At 44.0% G+C, this 17,157-nt stretch carries 15 protein-coding genes and 1 other annotated feature; of the genes, 9 read left to right on the forward strand and 6 right to left on the reverse strand.

Annotated features, from left to right (window positions below; translation table 11 throughout):
• Positions 1-79: 79 nt before the first annotated feature.
• Positions 80-1,999 carry a murein transglycosylase gene (sltY, locus tag AAC854_RS00155; protein ID WP_340615348.1) on the forward strand — a complete coding sequence of 640 codons (1,920 nt, stop codon included), beginning with the start codon at positions 80-82 and terminating at the stop codon, positions 1,997-1,999.
• Positions 2,000-2,060: 61 nt separating this feature from the next.
• Positions 2,061-2,381: a trp operon repressor gene (gene trpR / locus AAC854_RS00160; protein ID WP_099115124.1), complete on the forward strand. Its 321-nt coding sequence runs from the start codon at positions 2,061-2,063 to the stop codon at positions 2,379-2,381.
• Between the two features lie 211 nt (positions 2,382-2,592).
• Here trpR and yjjX read toward each other — a convergent pair whose 3' ends face one another.
• The gene (yjjX, locus tag AAC854_RS00165) at positions 2,593-3,120 is read right to left on the reverse strand and encodes an inosine/xanthosine triphosphatase (RefSeq protein WP_086111514.1); all 528 of its coding nucleotides are present in this window, start codon (positions 3,118-3,120) and stop codon (positions 2,593-2,595) included.
• Between the two features lie 55 nt (positions 3,121-3,175).
• Between yjjX and gpmB the strand changes: the two genes are divergently transcribed.
• Positions 3,176-3,823, forward strand: coding sequence for a 2,3-diphosphoglycerate-dependent phosphoglycerate mutase GpmB (gene gpmB / locus AAC854_RS00170; RefSeq protein WP_340615349.1), 648 nt, complete (start codon positions 3,176-3,178; stop codon positions 3,821-3,823).
• Here gpmB and robA read toward each other — a convergent pair.
• On the reverse strand, positions 3,820-4,701 hold the full coding sequence (robA, locus tag AAC854_RS00175; protein WP_340615350.1) for an MDR efflux pump AcrAB transcriptional activator RobA: 882 nt from the start codon (positions 4,699-4,701) through the stop codon (positions 3,820-3,822). The genes gpmB and robA overlap by 4 nt on opposite strands.
• A 616-nt stretch (positions 4,702-5,317) precedes the next feature.
• Between robA and creA the strand changes: the two genes are divergently transcribed.
• Complete coding sequence (gene creA, locus AAC854_RS00180) at positions 5,318-5,794, forward strand: protein CreA (RefSeq protein ID WP_084728597.1); 477 nt, start codon at positions 5,318-5,320, stop codon at positions 5,792-5,794.
• A gap of 101 nt (positions 5,795-5,895) precedes the next feature.
• Here the strand turns inward: creA and arcA are convergent, their stop codons facing one another.
• Complete coding sequence (arcA, locus tag AAC854_RS00185) at positions 5,896-6,615, reverse strand: two-component system response regulator ArcA (protein ID WP_099115120.1); 720 nt, start codon at positions 6,613-6,615, stop codon at positions 5,896-5,898.
• 683 nt (positions 6,616-7,298) lie between these two features.
• Positions 7,299-7,418: a sequence feature (Thr leader region), on the forward strand.
• Between the two features lie 25 nt (positions 7,419-7,443).
• Between arcA and thrA the strand changes: the two genes are divergently transcribed.
• Genes thrA through thrC form a run of 3 tightly spaced genes read left to right on the forward strand, consistent with a single transcriptional unit; the run spans position 7,444 to position 12,145 of the window.
• Positions 7,444-9,918 carry a bifunctional aspartate kinase/homoserine dehydrogenase I gene (thrA, locus tag AAC854_RS00190; RefSeq protein ID WP_340615351.1) on the forward strand — a complete coding sequence of 825 codons (2,475 nt, stop codon included), beginning with the start codon at positions 7,444-7,446 and terminating at the stop codon, positions 9,916-9,918.
• Positions 9,900-10,850 carry a homoserine kinase gene (thrB, locus tag AAC854_RS00195; RefSeq protein ID WP_340615352.1) on the forward strand — a complete coding sequence of 317 codons (951 nt, stop codon included), beginning with the start codon at positions 9,900-9,902 and terminating at the stop codon, positions 10,848-10,850. The genes thrA and thrB overlap by 19 nt, the downstream gene beginning before the upstream one ends.
• A 2-nt stretch (positions 10,851-10,852) precedes the next feature.
• Positions 10,853-12,145 (forward strand): threonine synthase, encoded by a 1,293-nt coding sequence (gene thrC / locus AAC854_RS00200; RefSeq protein ID WP_340615353.1) that lies wholly within the window; start codon positions 10,853-10,855, stop codon positions 12,143-12,145.
• Positions 12,146-12,194: 49 nt separating this feature from the next.
• Here the strand turns inward: thrC and AAC854_RS00205 are convergent, their stop codons facing one another.
• Both AAC854_RS00205 and yaaA read right to left on the reverse strand, forming a co-directional pair.
• Positions 12,195-13,379 (reverse strand): Cmx/CmrA family chloramphenicol efflux MFS transporter, encoded by a 1,185-nt coding sequence (locus AAC854_RS00205; protein ID WP_340615354.1) that lies wholly within the window; start codon positions 13,377-13,379, stop codon positions 12,195-12,197.
• 347 nt (positions 13,380-13,726) lie between these two features.
• The gene (gene yaaA / locus AAC854_RS00210; RefSeq protein ID WP_340615396.1) at positions 13,727-14,503 is read right to left on the reverse strand and encodes a peroxide stress protein YaaA; all 777 of its coding nucleotides are present in this window, start codon (positions 14,501-14,503) and stop codon (positions 13,727-13,729) included.
• A 172-nt stretch (positions 14,504-14,675) separates the two neighbouring features.
• Here yaaA and tal point away from each other — a divergent pair, with 172 nt between their 5' ends.
• On the forward strand, positions 14,676-15,629 hold the full coding sequence (gene tal / locus AAC854_RS00215; protein WP_340615355.1) for a transaldolase: 954 nt from the start codon (positions 14,676-14,678) through the stop codon (positions 15,627-15,629).
• A 111-nt stretch (positions 15,630-15,740) separates the two neighbouring features.
• Positions 15,741-16,316, forward strand: a complete 576-nt coding sequence (gene mog, locus AAC854_RS00220; protein WP_340615356.1) for a molybdopterin adenylyltransferase — start codon at positions 15,741-15,743, stop codon at positions 16,314-16,316.
• A gap of 102 nt (positions 16,317-16,418) precedes the next feature.
• Here mog and AAC854_RS00225 read toward each other — a convergent pair whose 3' ends face one another.
• Entirely contained in the window at positions 16,419-17,060 is a 642-nt protein-coding gene (locus AAC854_RS00225) for an ArsR/SmtB family transcription factor (protein ID WP_340615357.1), read from the reverse strand.
• Positions 17,061-17,157: the final 97 nt, after the last annotated feature.

Raw genomic sequence — 17,157 nt, forward strand, 5'->3', positions numbered from 1 at the left:
ATTACACTATATTTTGGCAATGCCTTTAGGCATTGTGCATTTGAGCACTGATAGTAGTCTTCCAGAGGGGTATGTGGCAATGAGTAAGTGGCAGCATTTTACAATCGCTGTAAGTATGGTTTCTGTTGTTGCAGGAGCAGCACATGCTGGCTCTCTGGATGCTCAGCGCCAGCGTTATCAAGAAATAAAACAGGCATGGGATGACAAAAATATGGCCGGGGTTGCACGCCTGATGCCCACGCTAAAAGATTATCCACTATATCCTTATCTTGAATATCGCCAGTTAACTCAGGATTTGGCAATTGCTACTCCCCAGCAGGTTCAGCACTTTATTAATGCTCATCCGACACTGCCACCCGCACATTCACTGTCATCCAGATTTATTGATATGCTGGCTAATAATGGTGACTGGGCCGGCATTTTAGCCTTCAGTCCCAATCCCCCAAGTTCGATTGCAGGACGCTGCGATTATTACTTCGCCCAATGGGCTACAGGCCACCAGCAAGTTGCATGGAATGGTGCCCGAAAGATTTGGCTGAATGGCAATTCATTGCCTGACAATTGCAATAAGCTGTTCGATGTTTGGGAGCGCGATGGATATCTCTCTGCAAATCTCATTTTGCAGCGTATTGAATTGGCAATGAAGGCAAATAACACCGCTCTCGTTACCTATCTTGCCAAACGCTTGCCATTAGACTATCAGAAATTAGGTTCCCGTTTGATCAAACTGCAACAAGATCCTGTATTGATTGAACAATTTGCCACAACCGTGGCACCAACAGATTTTACCCGTTCGGTTGTCATCACTGTCTTTTCGCGTTTCGCCCGCAAAGATGCTGAACTTGCCAGAGTTGATATTCCTGCATTTGTTCGTGCACAGAAAATGAATGATACCGAACGGCAGCAGTTAAAAGATATCGTAGCCTGGCAATTGATGGGAGATATCACGCCGGAACAGGCAAAATGGCGGGATGAGGTTATTCAGAACTCACAATCTGCTAAATTGCTTGAACGACGTGCCCGTTTGGCATTGCGAGATAATAATTATGCTGATCTTGAGAAATGGCTTTTGTTGCTGCCAAAAACAAGTTTGCAGCAAGATGAGTGGCAATATTGGAGTGCCATGACCCTGCTCAGCCAAGGGATGAATGCGGAAGGAAATGCGATATTGCGCAAGCTGACTGAGCACCGTGGTTTTTATCCTATGGTAGCTGCCCAGAAATTACATATTTCCTACCCCTTGATGATCAATAAATCAGAAAGGCCTGATGCTTCTATTGCCAATATGCCTGCAATTAAGCGTATCCATGAATTACTGTATTGGAACATGGATGATTTGGCTCGCTCAGAATGGGTTCGCCTGGTTTCATCCCAAAATCGCTTGAAGCAGGAGCAATTAGCACGTTATGCGTTTGAACAGCATTGGCCGGGATTGAGTGTGCAGGCCACCATTACGGGAAAAATGTGGGATCATCTTGAAGAACGTTTCCCGCTGGCATGGCAAAACGAGTTTGCGAATTTTACGTCAGACAAAAATATTTCACAAAGTTATGCGATGGCGATTGCCCGTCAGGAAAGTGCCTGGAATCCACAAGCACGTTCTTCTAAAGGAGCCAGTGGATTAATGCAAATCATGCCAAAAACCGCCGAACATACGGTGAAGAGCCAAAAAATTCAAGGCTATGCCAACAGCCGTCAATTAATGAATCCAGTCATGAATATTAAAATTGGCACCGCTTATTTGGACACGGTTTACCAGCGTTTTGGCAATAACCGTATTCTTGCCAGTGCCGCCTATAATGCCGGCCCGACAAATGTTGATCGTTGGCTGGCGAATACTTCCGGACACATTGACCCTATAGCCTTTATTGAGAGCATCCCTTTCTCTGAAACACGCTCTTATGTCAAAAATGTGCTTGCCTACGATCTGTTTTACCATAATTTTATGGGAAAAATGTCGAACGTGCTGACTGATGCTGAATGGCAAAAACGTTATTAATTTATGAAGTAATTCAAATATGATATGCTGCCGTACTAGTTAGATAGTATGGCAATTAATTATGGCACAAAATCATTTGATTGATCCGGCTATTTCCCCGGAAGATGGTGATGACTGGCTCACTTTTGTGGGGCTGTTACAAACAGCATTCGAACAAAATTTGCAACATTCTATTTTACAACTATTATTGACCCCCGATGAGCGTACAGCTTTATCAACCCGGGTTCGGATTATTCAGGAATTGATGCGTGGGCAAATGAGCCAGCGTGAACTAAAAGACGAGCTAAGTGTTGGGATTGCCACCATTACGCGTGGTTCCAACAGCTTAAAAGCAGCGCCAGCTCATGTTAAAGAGTGGCTGGAAATGCAGTTGTTAAAATAACCACTATTAATTTATCAAAATAGCCAGTGTAAGATAGCAGGACAAACGTTATTCGGGGTCATCTAACCATGACCCCAAACAGCTTATTTTTTGGAAAGGCGATGTTTTTGAAAAAGCGATTTCTTAAAAAACTTTGTTTCTGGAAAAGCGATGTTCCTGAAAAAGCTATGCTATTGGAAACAGTGCCGTGAAATATAACACACTGTTAAGACTAGTTATTTAACTCTTTGTAAATTTCATGATGGATAGGTACAAGAGCCAGTATCAGAGCCTGATGATACACACTGGTGCGAGTCAAAATACCGTTGGTGAAAAATCCAATTGCACCACCTTTCTGCTTAATATTATCAATGCCTGCTACGTCAGCCATTTCGTGACCAAGTTCGCGTCCTTCACGAATGCCTTCCAGTACTTTTTCAGGCAGCATCAGACTGGCAGAACGCGATTCTCCCCGAATTTGTTTGTGCTCAACCACCATCCAGGCAAACGTCATGTCATCTTCAATTCCAGCTTCAACCCCAACCCAAAAATCAGCTTCAGGCCGAACCTGACGGGCGGCCATAACTCGATGACGGGCGCCTGTACGGGTTTCAGTATTGCCAATAGGTTGTTGAGGTACACTACTGTCTACATTGACATCTTCTATACGGTAAGTACCTGGGCCAAAAACATCATCGAATGCAAGGCTAATCGCTTTTATTTTCGCAGGGTTAGTTGTTGCTGCAATAACGTGGTACATAATAAATAAATTATCCTTTGAATTATTTCATGATGCAGTATAACGGAAAATAACTATGTTACAGGTCTATCTTGTTCGTCATGGCGAAACCGAATGGAACGTGGCCCGTCGTATTCAGGGGCAATCCGACAGTCCTTTGACTGAAATTGGTCGGCGTCAGGCTCATCTGGTCGCACAGAGAGTCAAATCAGAAAACATTACTCATGTTATCACCAGTGACCTTGGCCGAACACGACAAACCGCAGAAATCATCGCTAAAGCCTGTGGGTGCGACATCATATTGGAACCGCGTTTGCGCGAGTTACATATGGGAGTGCTGGAAAACCGCGAACTGAATTCCCTCACACCGGAAGAAGAATTCTGGCGTAAAAGTCTTGTCGATGGTACACCAAATGGGCGGATCCCAGAAGGTGAATCGATGAATGAATTATCTGTGCGTATGCGGGCTGCATTAGAAAGTTGCCTCAATCTGCCCGCAGGAAGCCGCCCTTTACTGGTGAGTCATGGCATAGCACTGGTTAGTTTAGTCTGTTCAATTTTGGGCCTTCCGGCCAATTCAGAACGTCGTCTGAGGCTAAGAAACTGCTCTATCTCACGGGTAGATTATCAGGATAGCCCATGGCTTGCTTCGGGCTGGATTGTTGAAACGGCGGGCGATATTACGCATCTGGATATGCCCGCCTTGGATGAATTACAGGGTTAACGCTCAATTGGGATGAGATACTCAAATTCCACAACATGGTTTTGAGACTCATTCCCAAGATTTTTCCATTCAAGGTTAGTGAGGTAATATCGCTCGACATCGTATCCCTTTCTGCGAGTGATGTTTAATACAGGCAGACAAATGCCATAAATCGTAAAGAGAAACTCTTGTAATTGCTCTTTATCACCAAAATAACTGAACGAAATATAATCTCCGCCGGGCAGGATAACCGGGCTACTGCCTTTGGTATCAAAGGTAGCGTATTCAGGCTCTATCGCAGTGGTATAGAAAACGGTCTGTTCTTCCTCATGCTCCACACTAGGCTTAGTATGGTGCAGCCCATAAAGTCTGGGTGGTAATACTTCAGCGTCCTGTAAATAGTTAATCCAAAAGTTATAACGCATATTTTTGCAAGCTTCAGACCACTGCTCAAGCACATAGCTACACGTATGCTCAGTACCAATAAGCAGTTTATCTTCCAATGTAACGAATTTGTGTGCCGGCAGCGGTTTATTATCCAACAAAATAGGCGGGCATATTCCCTTGGCATACCACTCGTCGCTTCGGCGGTAAGATGCTGGCGTTCGATCAAACTGTTTTTTGAAAGCTCTGGTAAAAGTTTGCTGAGAATCAAAGCGATACTGCAAAGCGATATCCAAAATAGGGCGGCTGGTTAAACGTAATGCAACAGCAGCTCTGGACAATCGCCTTGCGCGGATATAGGAGCCAATTGCCTGACCAGTCACATCCTTGAACATACGCTGTAAATGCCACTTGGAGTAACCCGCTTTTGCTGCAACATTATCAAGGGACAATGGACGATCTAAGTTATTATCTACCCAATGCAGCAAATCCCGAATGATGTTGGTTTGATCCATACATCTCCCTAAGTCATTAAGACAAAAAGAAAATCATATAAATGTAAAACAACTTACTTATTAGCCTGAAAACCAAAATATTTTTCCGAATGTATATATTCCGTAGTCTTATTTATAACCAATATTTATATTTCCCCAACGATAACAACATATTTTTAGGATACTGCTTACCTACCGTTCAGACAGGGCACGATCGTTGCTACACTTATGCTTCAAATAAATCACCAACAAAATTAAACAAGTTTAAACTTGGAATAAATTAATGGCAGACGTGATAATATGTCAAGCACTGTCTTGATGGATTAGGTAACACTATGAACTTAAATAAAAAATAAATCGACAACCAATTGACTGGATGTCCTGTTAGCCTCAGCAACTATGGGGAATTTCTAAAAATTATCTCTATTTTAAGAGTATTTAAGAAAGACACGCAGCCAACAGAGGGGGATTAAAAAACCACAATCGGCTCGTTTTGAGTGCATATTCAGCTATAATGCCATGATTTTTTATTACAAGTGCATTCATGGTGAAAATGATTACATTAGAACTATTGATTTACATTATATGTTAATGGTAGATATTTTCACTGCATTTATTTAATTCAAATGGACTAAATATGGTAACAATGAAGAAAATAGTGATAGCGGCTGCCTTACTCTTTTCTCCTGTAGTTCTGCATGCTGAAGAGATCGGTTCTGTCGATACCGTGTTCAAGCTTTTTGGCCCTGATAACAAAATAGTGATAGAGGCCTTTGATGACCCTGATGTTAAAAATGTTACCTGTTATCTGAGCCGAGCTAAAACAGGGGGAATTAAAGGCGGGCTGGGATTGGCTGAAGATACATCTGATGCAGCTATATCCTGTCAACAGGTTGGCCCGATTGAATTGGCAGAGAAGATAAAGAAATCGCCCAAGAAAGGACAAGTTGTCTTCCAGAAACGTACTTCTTTAGTATTTAAAAAACTTCAGGTTGTGCGCTTCTATGATCCTACACGTAATACACTGATTTATTTAACTTACTCTGACAAAGTGATCGATGGTTCTCCCAAGAATGCAATCAGCGCCGTGCCGATCATGCCGTGGAAAGAATAAGTACTCCACAAATCAGGCAACAGCCAAAAAGAAAAGCCCTGATGCCATAAGACATACGGGGCTTTTTGACAAATACAGCACAATACCTATGGCGGTATTGATTAATCTTCTAAATCACCGCAGAAACGGTAACCTTCACCGTGGATGGTCGCAATAATTTCCGGGGTGTCCGGGATCGATTCGAAATGTTTACGAATACGGCGGATAGTGACATCAACAGTACGATCGTGAGGTTTCAGTTCACGGCCCGTCATTTTTTTCAGCAATTCTGCACGGGTCTGAATTTTTCCTGGATTTTCACAGAAATGAAGCATCGCACGGAATTCACTGCGTGGCAGCTTGTACTGATCTCCCATTGGGCTAACCAAAGAACGACTATTGATATCCAGCGTCCACCCATTGAACTTGTAACTTTCAATTTGACGACGCACATCATCTGAATAATGACTCAGATTCATTGTCCGAGAAAGCAAGTTCCGGGCGCGAATGGTTAATTCACGTGGGTTAAATGGCTTGGTGATATAATCATCAGCGCCGATCTCAAGACCAAGAATTTTATCCACTTCATTGTCACGGCCTGTTAAGAACATCAGCGCGACATTGGCCTGCTCACGTAATTCACGAGCAAGAAGTAACCCATTTTTACCTGGCAGATTGATATCCATAATCACTAAATTGATATCGTTATCTGACAGAATGTTGTGCATTTCTGAGCCGTCAGTGGCTTCATAAACGACATACCCTTCAGCTTCAAAAATGCTTTTGAGGGTATTGCGTGTGACAATTTCGTCTTCAACAATCAAAATGTGCGGGGTTTGCATGGTTGCTACCTAAAATCGCTAAAAAACAGAATCTGTATGACATAAGCTGTTATTATTAAAAAAATATGCTGATCTTGTTCTGATTCACAGAAAACCAGCTCATGCCAAAAATAAATGTTTTGATATGTTTTACGCTAAAAGCGAGCGTTGCTTTTTTTGGAGGGTACATACCCGAAAAACCCGATTTAAACAAGGCACTATATTAGTCTATTAACAGCAATATAACAGCTAGTAATCCATTTGCCTGCTAAAAAAACTAACTTTTGTTGATACATATCAAAATCAATTGTAGCACGTTAACATTAATTGTAATTGTTAATTTTAATTTAGAACCTTTGTTATTGGTTTGAATAAAATATGTTAACAACCATCATGAAAACCTGAATGCCTGAAGGGGTTAGCTCGGCTCTCAAACGTCTAAACACACATGTTTTTATCATAAAGATAAAACAATTACAAAATATGTTTTTTGTAAAATTAAATGCTAGAAAATAACCAGTCCTGCCAGATAATGGTGTGTCCCTTTTGTCATATTTTGAATAATTACAGTACGGAAAATGACGCTTTTTTCTGCTTTCGCCATAAAAAATATTTGACATTGACCACAGTTTAATTTAACCAATAGGGGGTCAGACAAATTAAAAGACAGACAGGAAACTATGCGCCATAACAGCCCGAAAAACATGGTTACTACAAAAACCACCACTACGATTACCACCGGAACCATGAGTTGCGGTGCGGGCTGACGCATACACATAAAACAATAATAAGCCCGTATCCCACAAGATACGGGCTTTTTTTTGGACAAAAATCAGGAGAAGAATGTTAATGCGAGTACTGAAATTTGGGGGCACCTCAGTTGCAAATCATCAGCGTGTACTGAGCGTTGCAAATATCGCCGAGAATGAGTTACTCCTTGGGCAAGTTGCCCTGGTGCTCTCTGCACCGGCAAAGATTACCAACCACCTCGTGGCGATGATTGAAAAAACGGTCGCAGGGCAAGATATTGTTTCCAATATTAGCGATGCAACCCAAATTTTTGCTGATTTGCTGTCGGGATTGAAAGAACAACAAGCGGGATTTGCTTATGAACGTCTGAAAGGTGTCGTGGAACGCGAACTCGCCTATCTGAAACAAGCCCTGCATGGCATTTCCTTGCTGAGGCAGTGCCCTGATAGTATTAACGCATCTCTGATCTGCTGTGGCGAAAAACTATCGATTGCCATCATGGAAGCGGTATTACAGGCCCGTGGTCACAAAGTGACTGTGATTGACTCCGTCAAAAGCCTCCTGGCACATGGGCATTATCTTGAATCTACCGTTGATATTCCTGAGTCTTCCAGAAGGATTGCGGAACTTAACATTCCTTCTGACCATATTATCCTGATGGCAGGTTTCACCGCTGGCAATGAAAACGGTGAATTGGTGGTATTGGGGCGCAACGGCTCTGACTATTCAGCCGCAGTGCTGGCGGCATGTTTACAGGCAGACTGCTGCGAAATTTGGACTGACGTAGATGGCGTTTATACTTGCGACCCAAGAGCGGTTGCTGATGCCCGCCTGCTGAAAAGTATGTCATACCAAGAAGCGATGGAACTCTCATATTTTGGTGCAAAAGTCCTTCATCCCCGTACCATTGCGCCTATCGCCCAATTTCAAATTCCTTGCCTGATCAAAAATACGACCAATCCTGATGCGATGGGTACTTTCATTGGCAATGAACGCATCAATGGTGATCAAAAAGACGAGAGCATGCCGATTAAGGGCATCACTAATCTTGACCACATGGCAATGTTCAACGTTTCCGGTCCCGGTATGAAAGGCATGGTTGGGATGGCAGCACGGGTCTTTTCCGTTATGTCTCGCAAAGGCATTTCCGTCGTGTTGATCACACAGTCTTCGTCGGAGTACAGCATCAGTTTCTGTGTACCGCAAAAAGAGCTGGAGAAGGCGCAAAAAGCATTAACGGAAGAGTTTTATCTGGAATTGAAAGATGGAGTGCTTGATCCGATTGACGTAATGGATAACCTTGCCATTATCTCTGTGGTTGGAGATGGCATGCGCACGCAGCGGGGTATTTCTGCCCGTTTCTTCTCTGCATTGACACGCGCTAATATCAACATTATTGCTATTGCACAGGGATCTTCTGAGCGTTCCATTTCCGCTGTTATTGAGAATAATGCGGCAACGACTGCGGTTCGGCTCTGTCACCAAATGCTGTTCAACACCGCGCAAGTGGTTGAAGTCTTCGTTGTCGGCGTGGGGGGTGTAGGCAATGCGTTAATAGAACAAATCCGCCGCCAGCAAACATGGCTCAAACAAAAACAGATTGAATTACGGGTTTGTGGTATTGCCAATTCCCGGGCCTTGTTAACCGACATGCAAGGAATTTGTCTGGATAATTGGCAACAGGCACTATCAGAGGCGACTGAACCTTTCAGCCTGAGCCGATTGATCCGCCTTGAAAAAGAGTATCATTTGCTGAATCCGGTCATTGTGGACTGTACATCCAATCAAGCCATTGCAGAGCAATATGCCAGCTTCCTCAGTGACGGCTTTAACGTTGTCACACCGAATAAAAAAGCCAATACCCTGTCGATGGACTATTACCGCCAAATCCGTCAGGCCGCAGGAAAATCAAAGCGCAAATTCCTGTATGACACCAACGTAGGTGCCGGGTTGCCTGTTATTGAAAACTTACAGAATCTGCTCAATGCAGGTGATGAATTAGTCCAATTCAACGGCATTCTCTCTGGTTCTCTTTCCTACATCTTCGGTATGCTGGATGAAGGTATGACACTTTCACAGGCCACCCTGCTGGCGAAAGAAAAAGGCTTTACAGAACCAGACCCACGAGACGATCTCTCCGGCATGGATGTTGCCCGCAAGCTGCTGATTCTGGCACGTGAGGCAGGTTATGAAATGGAGCTGGAAGATATCCATGTTGAACCCGTATTGCCAGATTCATTCGATTCCAGTGGCAATGTCGATGAGTTCCTGAAACATTTACCGCTGTTGGATCAGGAATTCAGCCAACGTGCGGCAGATGCAGCAGAACAAGGAAAGGTTTTGCGTTATGTTGGCATCATCGAACAAGACCGTTGTAAGGTGAAAATTGTCGCCGTTGATGGCAACGATCCGCTCTATAAAGTCAAAAATGGTGAAAACGCACTGGCTTTCTATACCCGTTATTATCAACCCATACCGCTGGTATTGCGTGGTTATGGTGCAGGGAATGATGTGACGGCAGCAGGGGTTTTTGCTGATATATTACGCACTCTGTCATGGAAATTGGGGGTTTAATGGTTGTCAGGGTTTATGCGCCTGCCTCTATCGGGAACGTTGGCGTCGGATTTGATGTGCTCGGCGCAGCGGTTTCTCCCGTTGATGGCTCATTGCTTGGAGATTGTGTCTCCGTAAGTAAAGCTGAAAGTTTCAGTCTGAATAATAAGGGACGATTTGTCGGCAAACTACCTGCCGATCCAAAACATAATATTGTCTACCAATGCTGGCAGCTTTTTTGTCAACGGTTGGGAAAAGAACTCCCCGTTGCTATGACATTAGAGAAAAACATGCCGATTGGTTCAGGATTAGGTTCCAGTGCCTGTTCTGTGGTCGCCAGTTTGGTGGCCTTGAATGAATATGAAGGCCGTCCATTTAGCCGCAACCAATTGCTGGGCATGATGGGAGAATTAGAAGGACGCATTTCTGGCGGTGTTCACTACGATAATGTCGCTCCCTGCTATTTGGGGGGATTACAGCTGATATTGTCTCAGGATGAACCTCTTTGCCAGACAGTGCCTGCGTTTGATAATTGGTTATGGGTAATGGCTTATCCCGGCATCAAAGTTTCCACGTCAGAAGCCAGAGCGATCCTGCCGCAGCATTACTCCCGCAAGGACATCATTGATCACGGCCGTTATTTTGCCGGTTTCATTCATGCCTGCCATACCCAGCAATCGGATCTGGCTGCCAAATTGATAAAAGATGTTGTTGCAGAGCCGTATCGTACTCAACTCTTGCCCGGTTTTGCCAATGCACGCGAAGCAGTCAAAAAGTTGGGCGCACTGGCATGCAGTATTTCCGGTTCAGGTCCCACACTCTTTGCGGTTTGTCATGAAATGGCAGTAGCAGAGGCCGTCGCTCAGTGGCTGCAACAACATTACGTACAGAATCATGAAGGTTTTGTCCATATTTGCCGTCTGGATCTCGCAGGCGCACGACAGGTAGAGTAACCATGAAACTATATAACTTAAAAGACAGCAGCGAGCAGGTTAGTTTTTCACAGGCGGTAAAGCAGGGATTGGGCAAACAGCAAGGGCTCTTTTTTCCACAGGATTTACCGGAATTCAGCCGTGATGAGATCAACGAATTATTAAAATTAGATTTTATCAGCCGTAGCCAACGAATTCTGGCGGCGTTTATTGGTGACGAGATCCCGGCAGAGCAATTGGCTGCCCGGGTTAAAAATGCCTTTGCCTTCCCTGCCCCGGTAACAAATGTTGAAGATGATATCGCTTCACTGGAGCTATATCATGGGCCAACGCTGGCCTTCAAAGATTTTGGCGGTCGTTTCATGGCACAAATTCTTGCACAAATTGCAGGAGAACAGCCTGTCACTATTTTGACTGCCACATCCGGTGATACCGGTGCTGCCGTTGCCCATGCTTTCTATGGTCTGGATAATGTTCAGGTCGTGATCCTTTATCCTGAAGGCAAAATTAGCCCATTACAGGAAAAACTTTTCTGTACGCTAGGCAACAATATTCACACGGTTGCCATCAAAAGCGATTTCGACGCTTGTCAGGCATTAGTCAAACAGGCTTTTGATGATGAAGAACTGAAACATGCCCTGCATCTCAATTCAGCCAACTCCATTAATATCAGCCGTTTGTTGGCTCAAATCTGTTATTATTTTGAAGCAGTTGCCCAAATCCCTGCGGAGAAGCGTGAACAATTAGTCATTTCCGTGCCAAGCGGTAATTTCGGCAATTTAACCGCAGGGTTGCTGGCAAAATCGTTAGGGCTACCCGTAAAACGTTTTATCGCGGCAACCAACGTTAATGACACTGTTCCCCGTTATTTGGCAGAAGGCACATGGCAACCGCACCAAACCATTGCAACACTTTCCAATGCAATGGATGTCAGCCAGCCCAATAACTGGCCACGTATTGAAGAACTGTTCAAGCGTAAAGGCTGGGTACTGAGTGACCTGGCTAACGGTGTGGTGGATGACAAAACCACCCAGAGCACCATGCGCGAACTCGCGGAAAAAGGCTACATTTCTGAGCCGCATGCTGCCGTCGCTTACCGTGTCCTGCGTGATCAATTGCAGGAAGGAGAATACGGCTTATTCTTGGGTACTGCACATCCCGCGAAATTCAAAGAAAGCGTCGAAGCGACCCTCGGCCAGACATTACCATTGCCACAAGAGCTGGCTGAACGTGCGGATATGGACTTGTTATCCCACTTTATGCCTGCGGACTTTGCTACCCTGCGTGAATTTTTGATGGAAAGAGCACCGAAATAACACCCTTTTTGTCACTCCAGCATTCCTGTTGGAGTGACATGGATAAATTCTATGACTTCTTACGATGCAAATAGGCATCAAACAAAATTGGAACAAGAGCCATCACCGCAAGTAATGCACCAACCCAGCCTACAGACGATAACCCATAACCGGCTCCAATAGATAATCCGGCGAAAAAGGGCGCTAATGTAATTCCGAGTTGAAAAGCGGAGACATTGGTTGCGCCAGCTAATGTCGGCGCATCGGCTGCAATTGTGTAAATCCGGCTCATGACCGCAGGGTTAACAACAAAGCCAAATATGCCGAGTATAAACACCAAACAAATTGTGGCCATCAAGTTTTCTGCTCCCAAGGCCAATGCGACAGAGATAATCATCACGCCAAGTGTTCCAATAATCAGCGTCCTGAATGGATACTTATCGGCTGTCCGCCCACCAATAGTCAACCCGATAAAAGCCCCGATACCAAAAAGGGAAAGAACTGCCGGAAGCCAAATAACAGCTAATTTACTGACATCAATAAGCAATGCGCCCAAAAAACCAAATATCGCCATGTAAGCTGCTGTTGTCATTATGGTTGTACCATAGGCAATCCATAGTTTAGGTTGAGCCATGACTTTTAATTCAGTATGTAATACAGGCTCCTGATCCTTACTTCTCTGTATATCAGGCAACATGAACCACAGAGCAAACGCAATAACTGATGTCGCAGCCGCTACAGCCCAAAAACCGGCGCGCCACCCTGCCATGTCACTGATCATGGTTCCCAACGGCCCTCCAATCACCATTGCCAAACTTAGCCCGCTCACCACAATAGACAGTGCCCTTGCGGTACGATCCTGAGTCACCAGATTAACTGCTGTCGTCGCTGCAACCGCCCAAAACCCAGCGTAAGCCACACCACTCACAATACGGGCAACCAACAATGACCAGTAATCCGGTACAAGCATTCCAATGGCAGTAGCTGCAACAAATAATGCCTGACTTACCAACAAAGTTGCACGCCTCGGCCAGCGCAGTGTTACCACAGCCAATGGTGGTGCACCAAGAAAAACACCAACAGCAAAAGCCGAAATTAGCATGCCCGCAGATGGTAAAGAAATTTGCAAATCCTCAGCAATCTTCGGCAACACACCCGAGATTAAAAATTCCGAACTTCCCATCGCGAATAAACTAAAACCCAGAAGATAAACCGCAATGGGGATCTTTGACTGCATGACATTTGAAACAGACATAGAAAACTCCAAAGTTGTTAATTGGAGGCAGGTTACAGGATAATATTAAATCAATCAATTGAATGTTATTTTGATGACGTATTTATTAAAAGCAAAGGAAAAGAAATAACAGCTCAGATACAAATCCAATTAATAAGTTTGATACAATCTGTTTTTGATTAAACAGATCAATTAACTTAATGACACGCTTTAAATATCAATAGAAGATACAAAATATTAAATAAGGTCAAATTAGATAGTTGAAAATGCTGCCGTGAATCTGACAACTGAAACCTGAACGTTATATCAATTGTTCAAATAAATTCAAAAACACAGCAGCATAATATAGGGGTAATTAATAGGAGTAATTAGTTCTGCTCCGGGCGCTTAAACACCAGCTCATTCCCTTTAGAAAGGGATTCATCAAAAGCGTATCCTTCCAGATTGAACTCCACCAGCCGAGCAGGATCAGTCAATTGATTCTGAATAATAAAGCGGCTCATCAACCCACGGGCTTTTTTGGCATAGAAACTAATGACTTTGTACTTGCCATTTTTTTCATCCAGAAAAACAGGCTTAATAATTCTGGCTGCCAGTTTTTTGGTATTCACCGATTTGAAATATTCATCTGATGCCAGATTGACCAGAACTTCATCGCCTTGTTGTTCCAATGAAGCATTTAATTGATCAGTGATACGATCCCCCCAAAATTTATACAGATCTTTACCGCGCGAATTTTCCAGTTTAATTCCCATTTCCAAGCGATAAGGCTGCATCAAATCGAGAGGACGTAAAACGCCATACAAACCGGACAAAATTCTCAAATGCGTCTGGGCAAATTCAAAATCATTCGCTGAGAAAGTTTCGGCCTGCATACCGGTATAGACATCACCTTTAAACGCTAAAATTGCCTGACGGGCATTTTCTGGTGTGAAATTTGGCTGCCACTCACCAAAACGGGCAGCATTCAGGCCCGCCAACTTATCACTAATGCTCATCAGGCTGCCAATTTGTGCAGGAGTTAAAGTGCGGCAAACCTCAATCAATTGCTGAGATTCTCCCAGTAATTCCGGCTGGCTATATTTTTCTGTTGCGAGTGGGCTTACATAATCGAGTGTTTTTGCAGGTGAAATAGTAATAAGCATCATTTTTTTCCTAATAATCCAGACTTTCTCCACTTTAGCAAAAAAGAACGGAAAGAGGAGAATCTCAGCGATAGGATTTTCCTACCTTACAGCCGCGCTTGACCATGTTATTATCACGGAATGGCGAGGCAATGTTGCCAAAGATTTTACGTATAACGATGAGATATTAAACATGACCGATAAACTGACTTCCCTGCGTAAACTGACCACAGTAGTAGCAGATACCGGGGATATCGCGGCTATGAAACTGTATCAGCCGCAAGATGCGACCACCAACCCTTCTTTGATTTTGAATGCAGCTCAAATCCCAGAATATCGCCAACTGATTGATGAAGCCGTTGAATGGGCGCGTGGTCAAAGCGATTCCCGTGAACAGCAAATTATCGATGCCGGCGACAAATTGGCAGTTAACATTGGTCTGGAAATTCTGAAACTGATCCCAGGTCGTATTTCTACTGAAGTCGATGCTCGTCTATCTTATGACACCGAAGCAAGCGTAGCGAAAGCAAAACGCCTGATCAAACTGTACAACGAAGCAGGCATCAGTAATGACCGCATCCTGATCAAACTGGCTTCTACATGGCAGGGCATCCGTGCTGCGGAACAATTGGAAAAAGAAGGTATCAACTGTAACCTGACCCTGCTGTTCTCCTTTGCCCAGGCGCGTGCTTGTGCAGAAGCCGGTGTCTACCTGATTTCTCCATTTGTTGGTCGTATCCTTGACTGGCACAAAGCAAATGGCGACAAGAAAGAATTCGCACCGCATGAAGATCCAGGTGTAGTTTCTGTTTCTGAAATTTACCAATACTATAAAGAGCACGGTTATAACACGGTTGTAATGGGTGCAAGTTTCCGTAACTCTGGTGAAATTCTGGAACTGGCTGGCTGTGACCGACTGACCATCTCTCCTGCATTGCTGAAAGAACTATCTGAAGCAAAAGGTGAAATTGAGCGCAAGCTGGGTTATGAAGGCGAAATTAAAGCACGCCCGGAACCATTAACTGAAGCTGAGTTCTACTGGAACCACCATCAAGATGCCATGGCAACTGAAAAACTGGCGGAAGGTATCCGTAAGTTTGCTGTAGACCAAGGCAAACTTGAGAGCATGATCGCTGATCTGCTGTAATTTCAAACGAGACGCTATTTTTTCTTATACCAAGGCGACATAATGAGTCGCCTTTTGTTTTTCATTTCATCAATAACATTTTCTCTATTTTTATCATTAATTGAGGTTCGTATGAACGTATTACGCATTGGTCTCGTGTCCGTTTCCGATCGGGCTTCCAATGGTATTTATCAGGACAAGGGGCTGCCCGCACTGGAAACATGGCTGGCAAAGGCGATTATCACACCTTTTAGCATAGAAACCCGTCTTATTCCTGATGAGCAAATTCTGATTGAGCAAACATTGTGTGAATTGGTCGATGAGCTGGGATGCCATCTCGTACTAACTACCGGGGGAACAGGGCCAGCACGCCGCGATGTCACACCAGATGCAACACTCGCAATTGCTGATCGTGAAATGCCCGGATTTGGGGAACAAATGCGTCAAATCAGTCTTCAATTCGTTCCAACAGCCATTCTGTCCCGTCAGGTAGGCGTAATCCGTAATCAGGCGTTAGTTCTTAATCTACCCGGACAACCCAAAGCCATCTCGGAAACTTTGGAAGGGTTGAAAGACGAAAGTGGTAAGGTATTGGTCGCAGGAATTTTCGCCAGCGTCCCCTATTGTATCCAACTGCTGGATGGCCCTTATGTGGAAACGAATGAAACCGTTGTAACTGCTTTCAGGCCAAAAAGTGCGCGCCGTTGATATTTTATTGCAAGAATTTCAGCACAAAAATGGATCATGCCTATCCGGTAGATTTCAAATTTTAATGTAATCAGGCCAGTCATCGGCCTGATTACACAGATTTTAAGATTTTACTTCAACATTCATTCCAGCATCTTTCCAGCCAGAGAATCCTTTATTAAAGCGCCGGGCGCGAATACCCTTAGCACGCAATAATTCAAGAGCATTAGCAGAAAGAACACAGTAAGGGCCCCGGCAGTACGCAACAAGATCTTGATTGGAAGAAATCTCGTCTAAGCGGTTTTCCAGCTCCTCTACAGGGATATTGATGGCATTCGGCAAATGACCTTGTTCAAACTCCTCTTTTGGCCTGACATCCAGTAATATCGTGCTGTTTTCCTTAATTCTGTCCAACAACTCATCCCATGAAATTATTTCCTGGTTGTTTGAATCATCGATCAATCTGCGCATTTCTTTGCGGTTAAATTCGGCATATTGCTGGAGTACCGAAATAACTTCCATAATGGGCCCTTCGCTCTGACGATAAAGCACATTTTTTCCTGATTTACGAGACTGAAGTAATCCTGCACGTTTGAGCTGCTGGAGATGCTGCGAAGTATTAGCAATTGACAAACCGGAAAGCTCTGATAGCTTTTCCACGGCGTGTTCAGTGTTAACTAAACATTCAAGCAGTGCCAACCGATGAATATTTCCTAACACCTTGGCAATTTCTGCAATCTCGACAATAAGTTGTTTATCAAACATTGACTTTACACTTCCACCATTATTACACTCAATGCATTAATTGAATGTAATGGTATCAGAGTTTCTGTGCCATTTCGAGTACCTGCTGATTGATTGA

Origin of the sequence: Xenorhabdus entomophaga, assembly GCF_037996725.1 — a bacterium.
Taxonomy (GTDB): domain Bacteria; phylum Pseudomonadota; class Gammaproteobacteria; order Enterobacterales; family Enterobacteriaceae; genus Xenorhabdus; species Xenorhabdus khoisanae.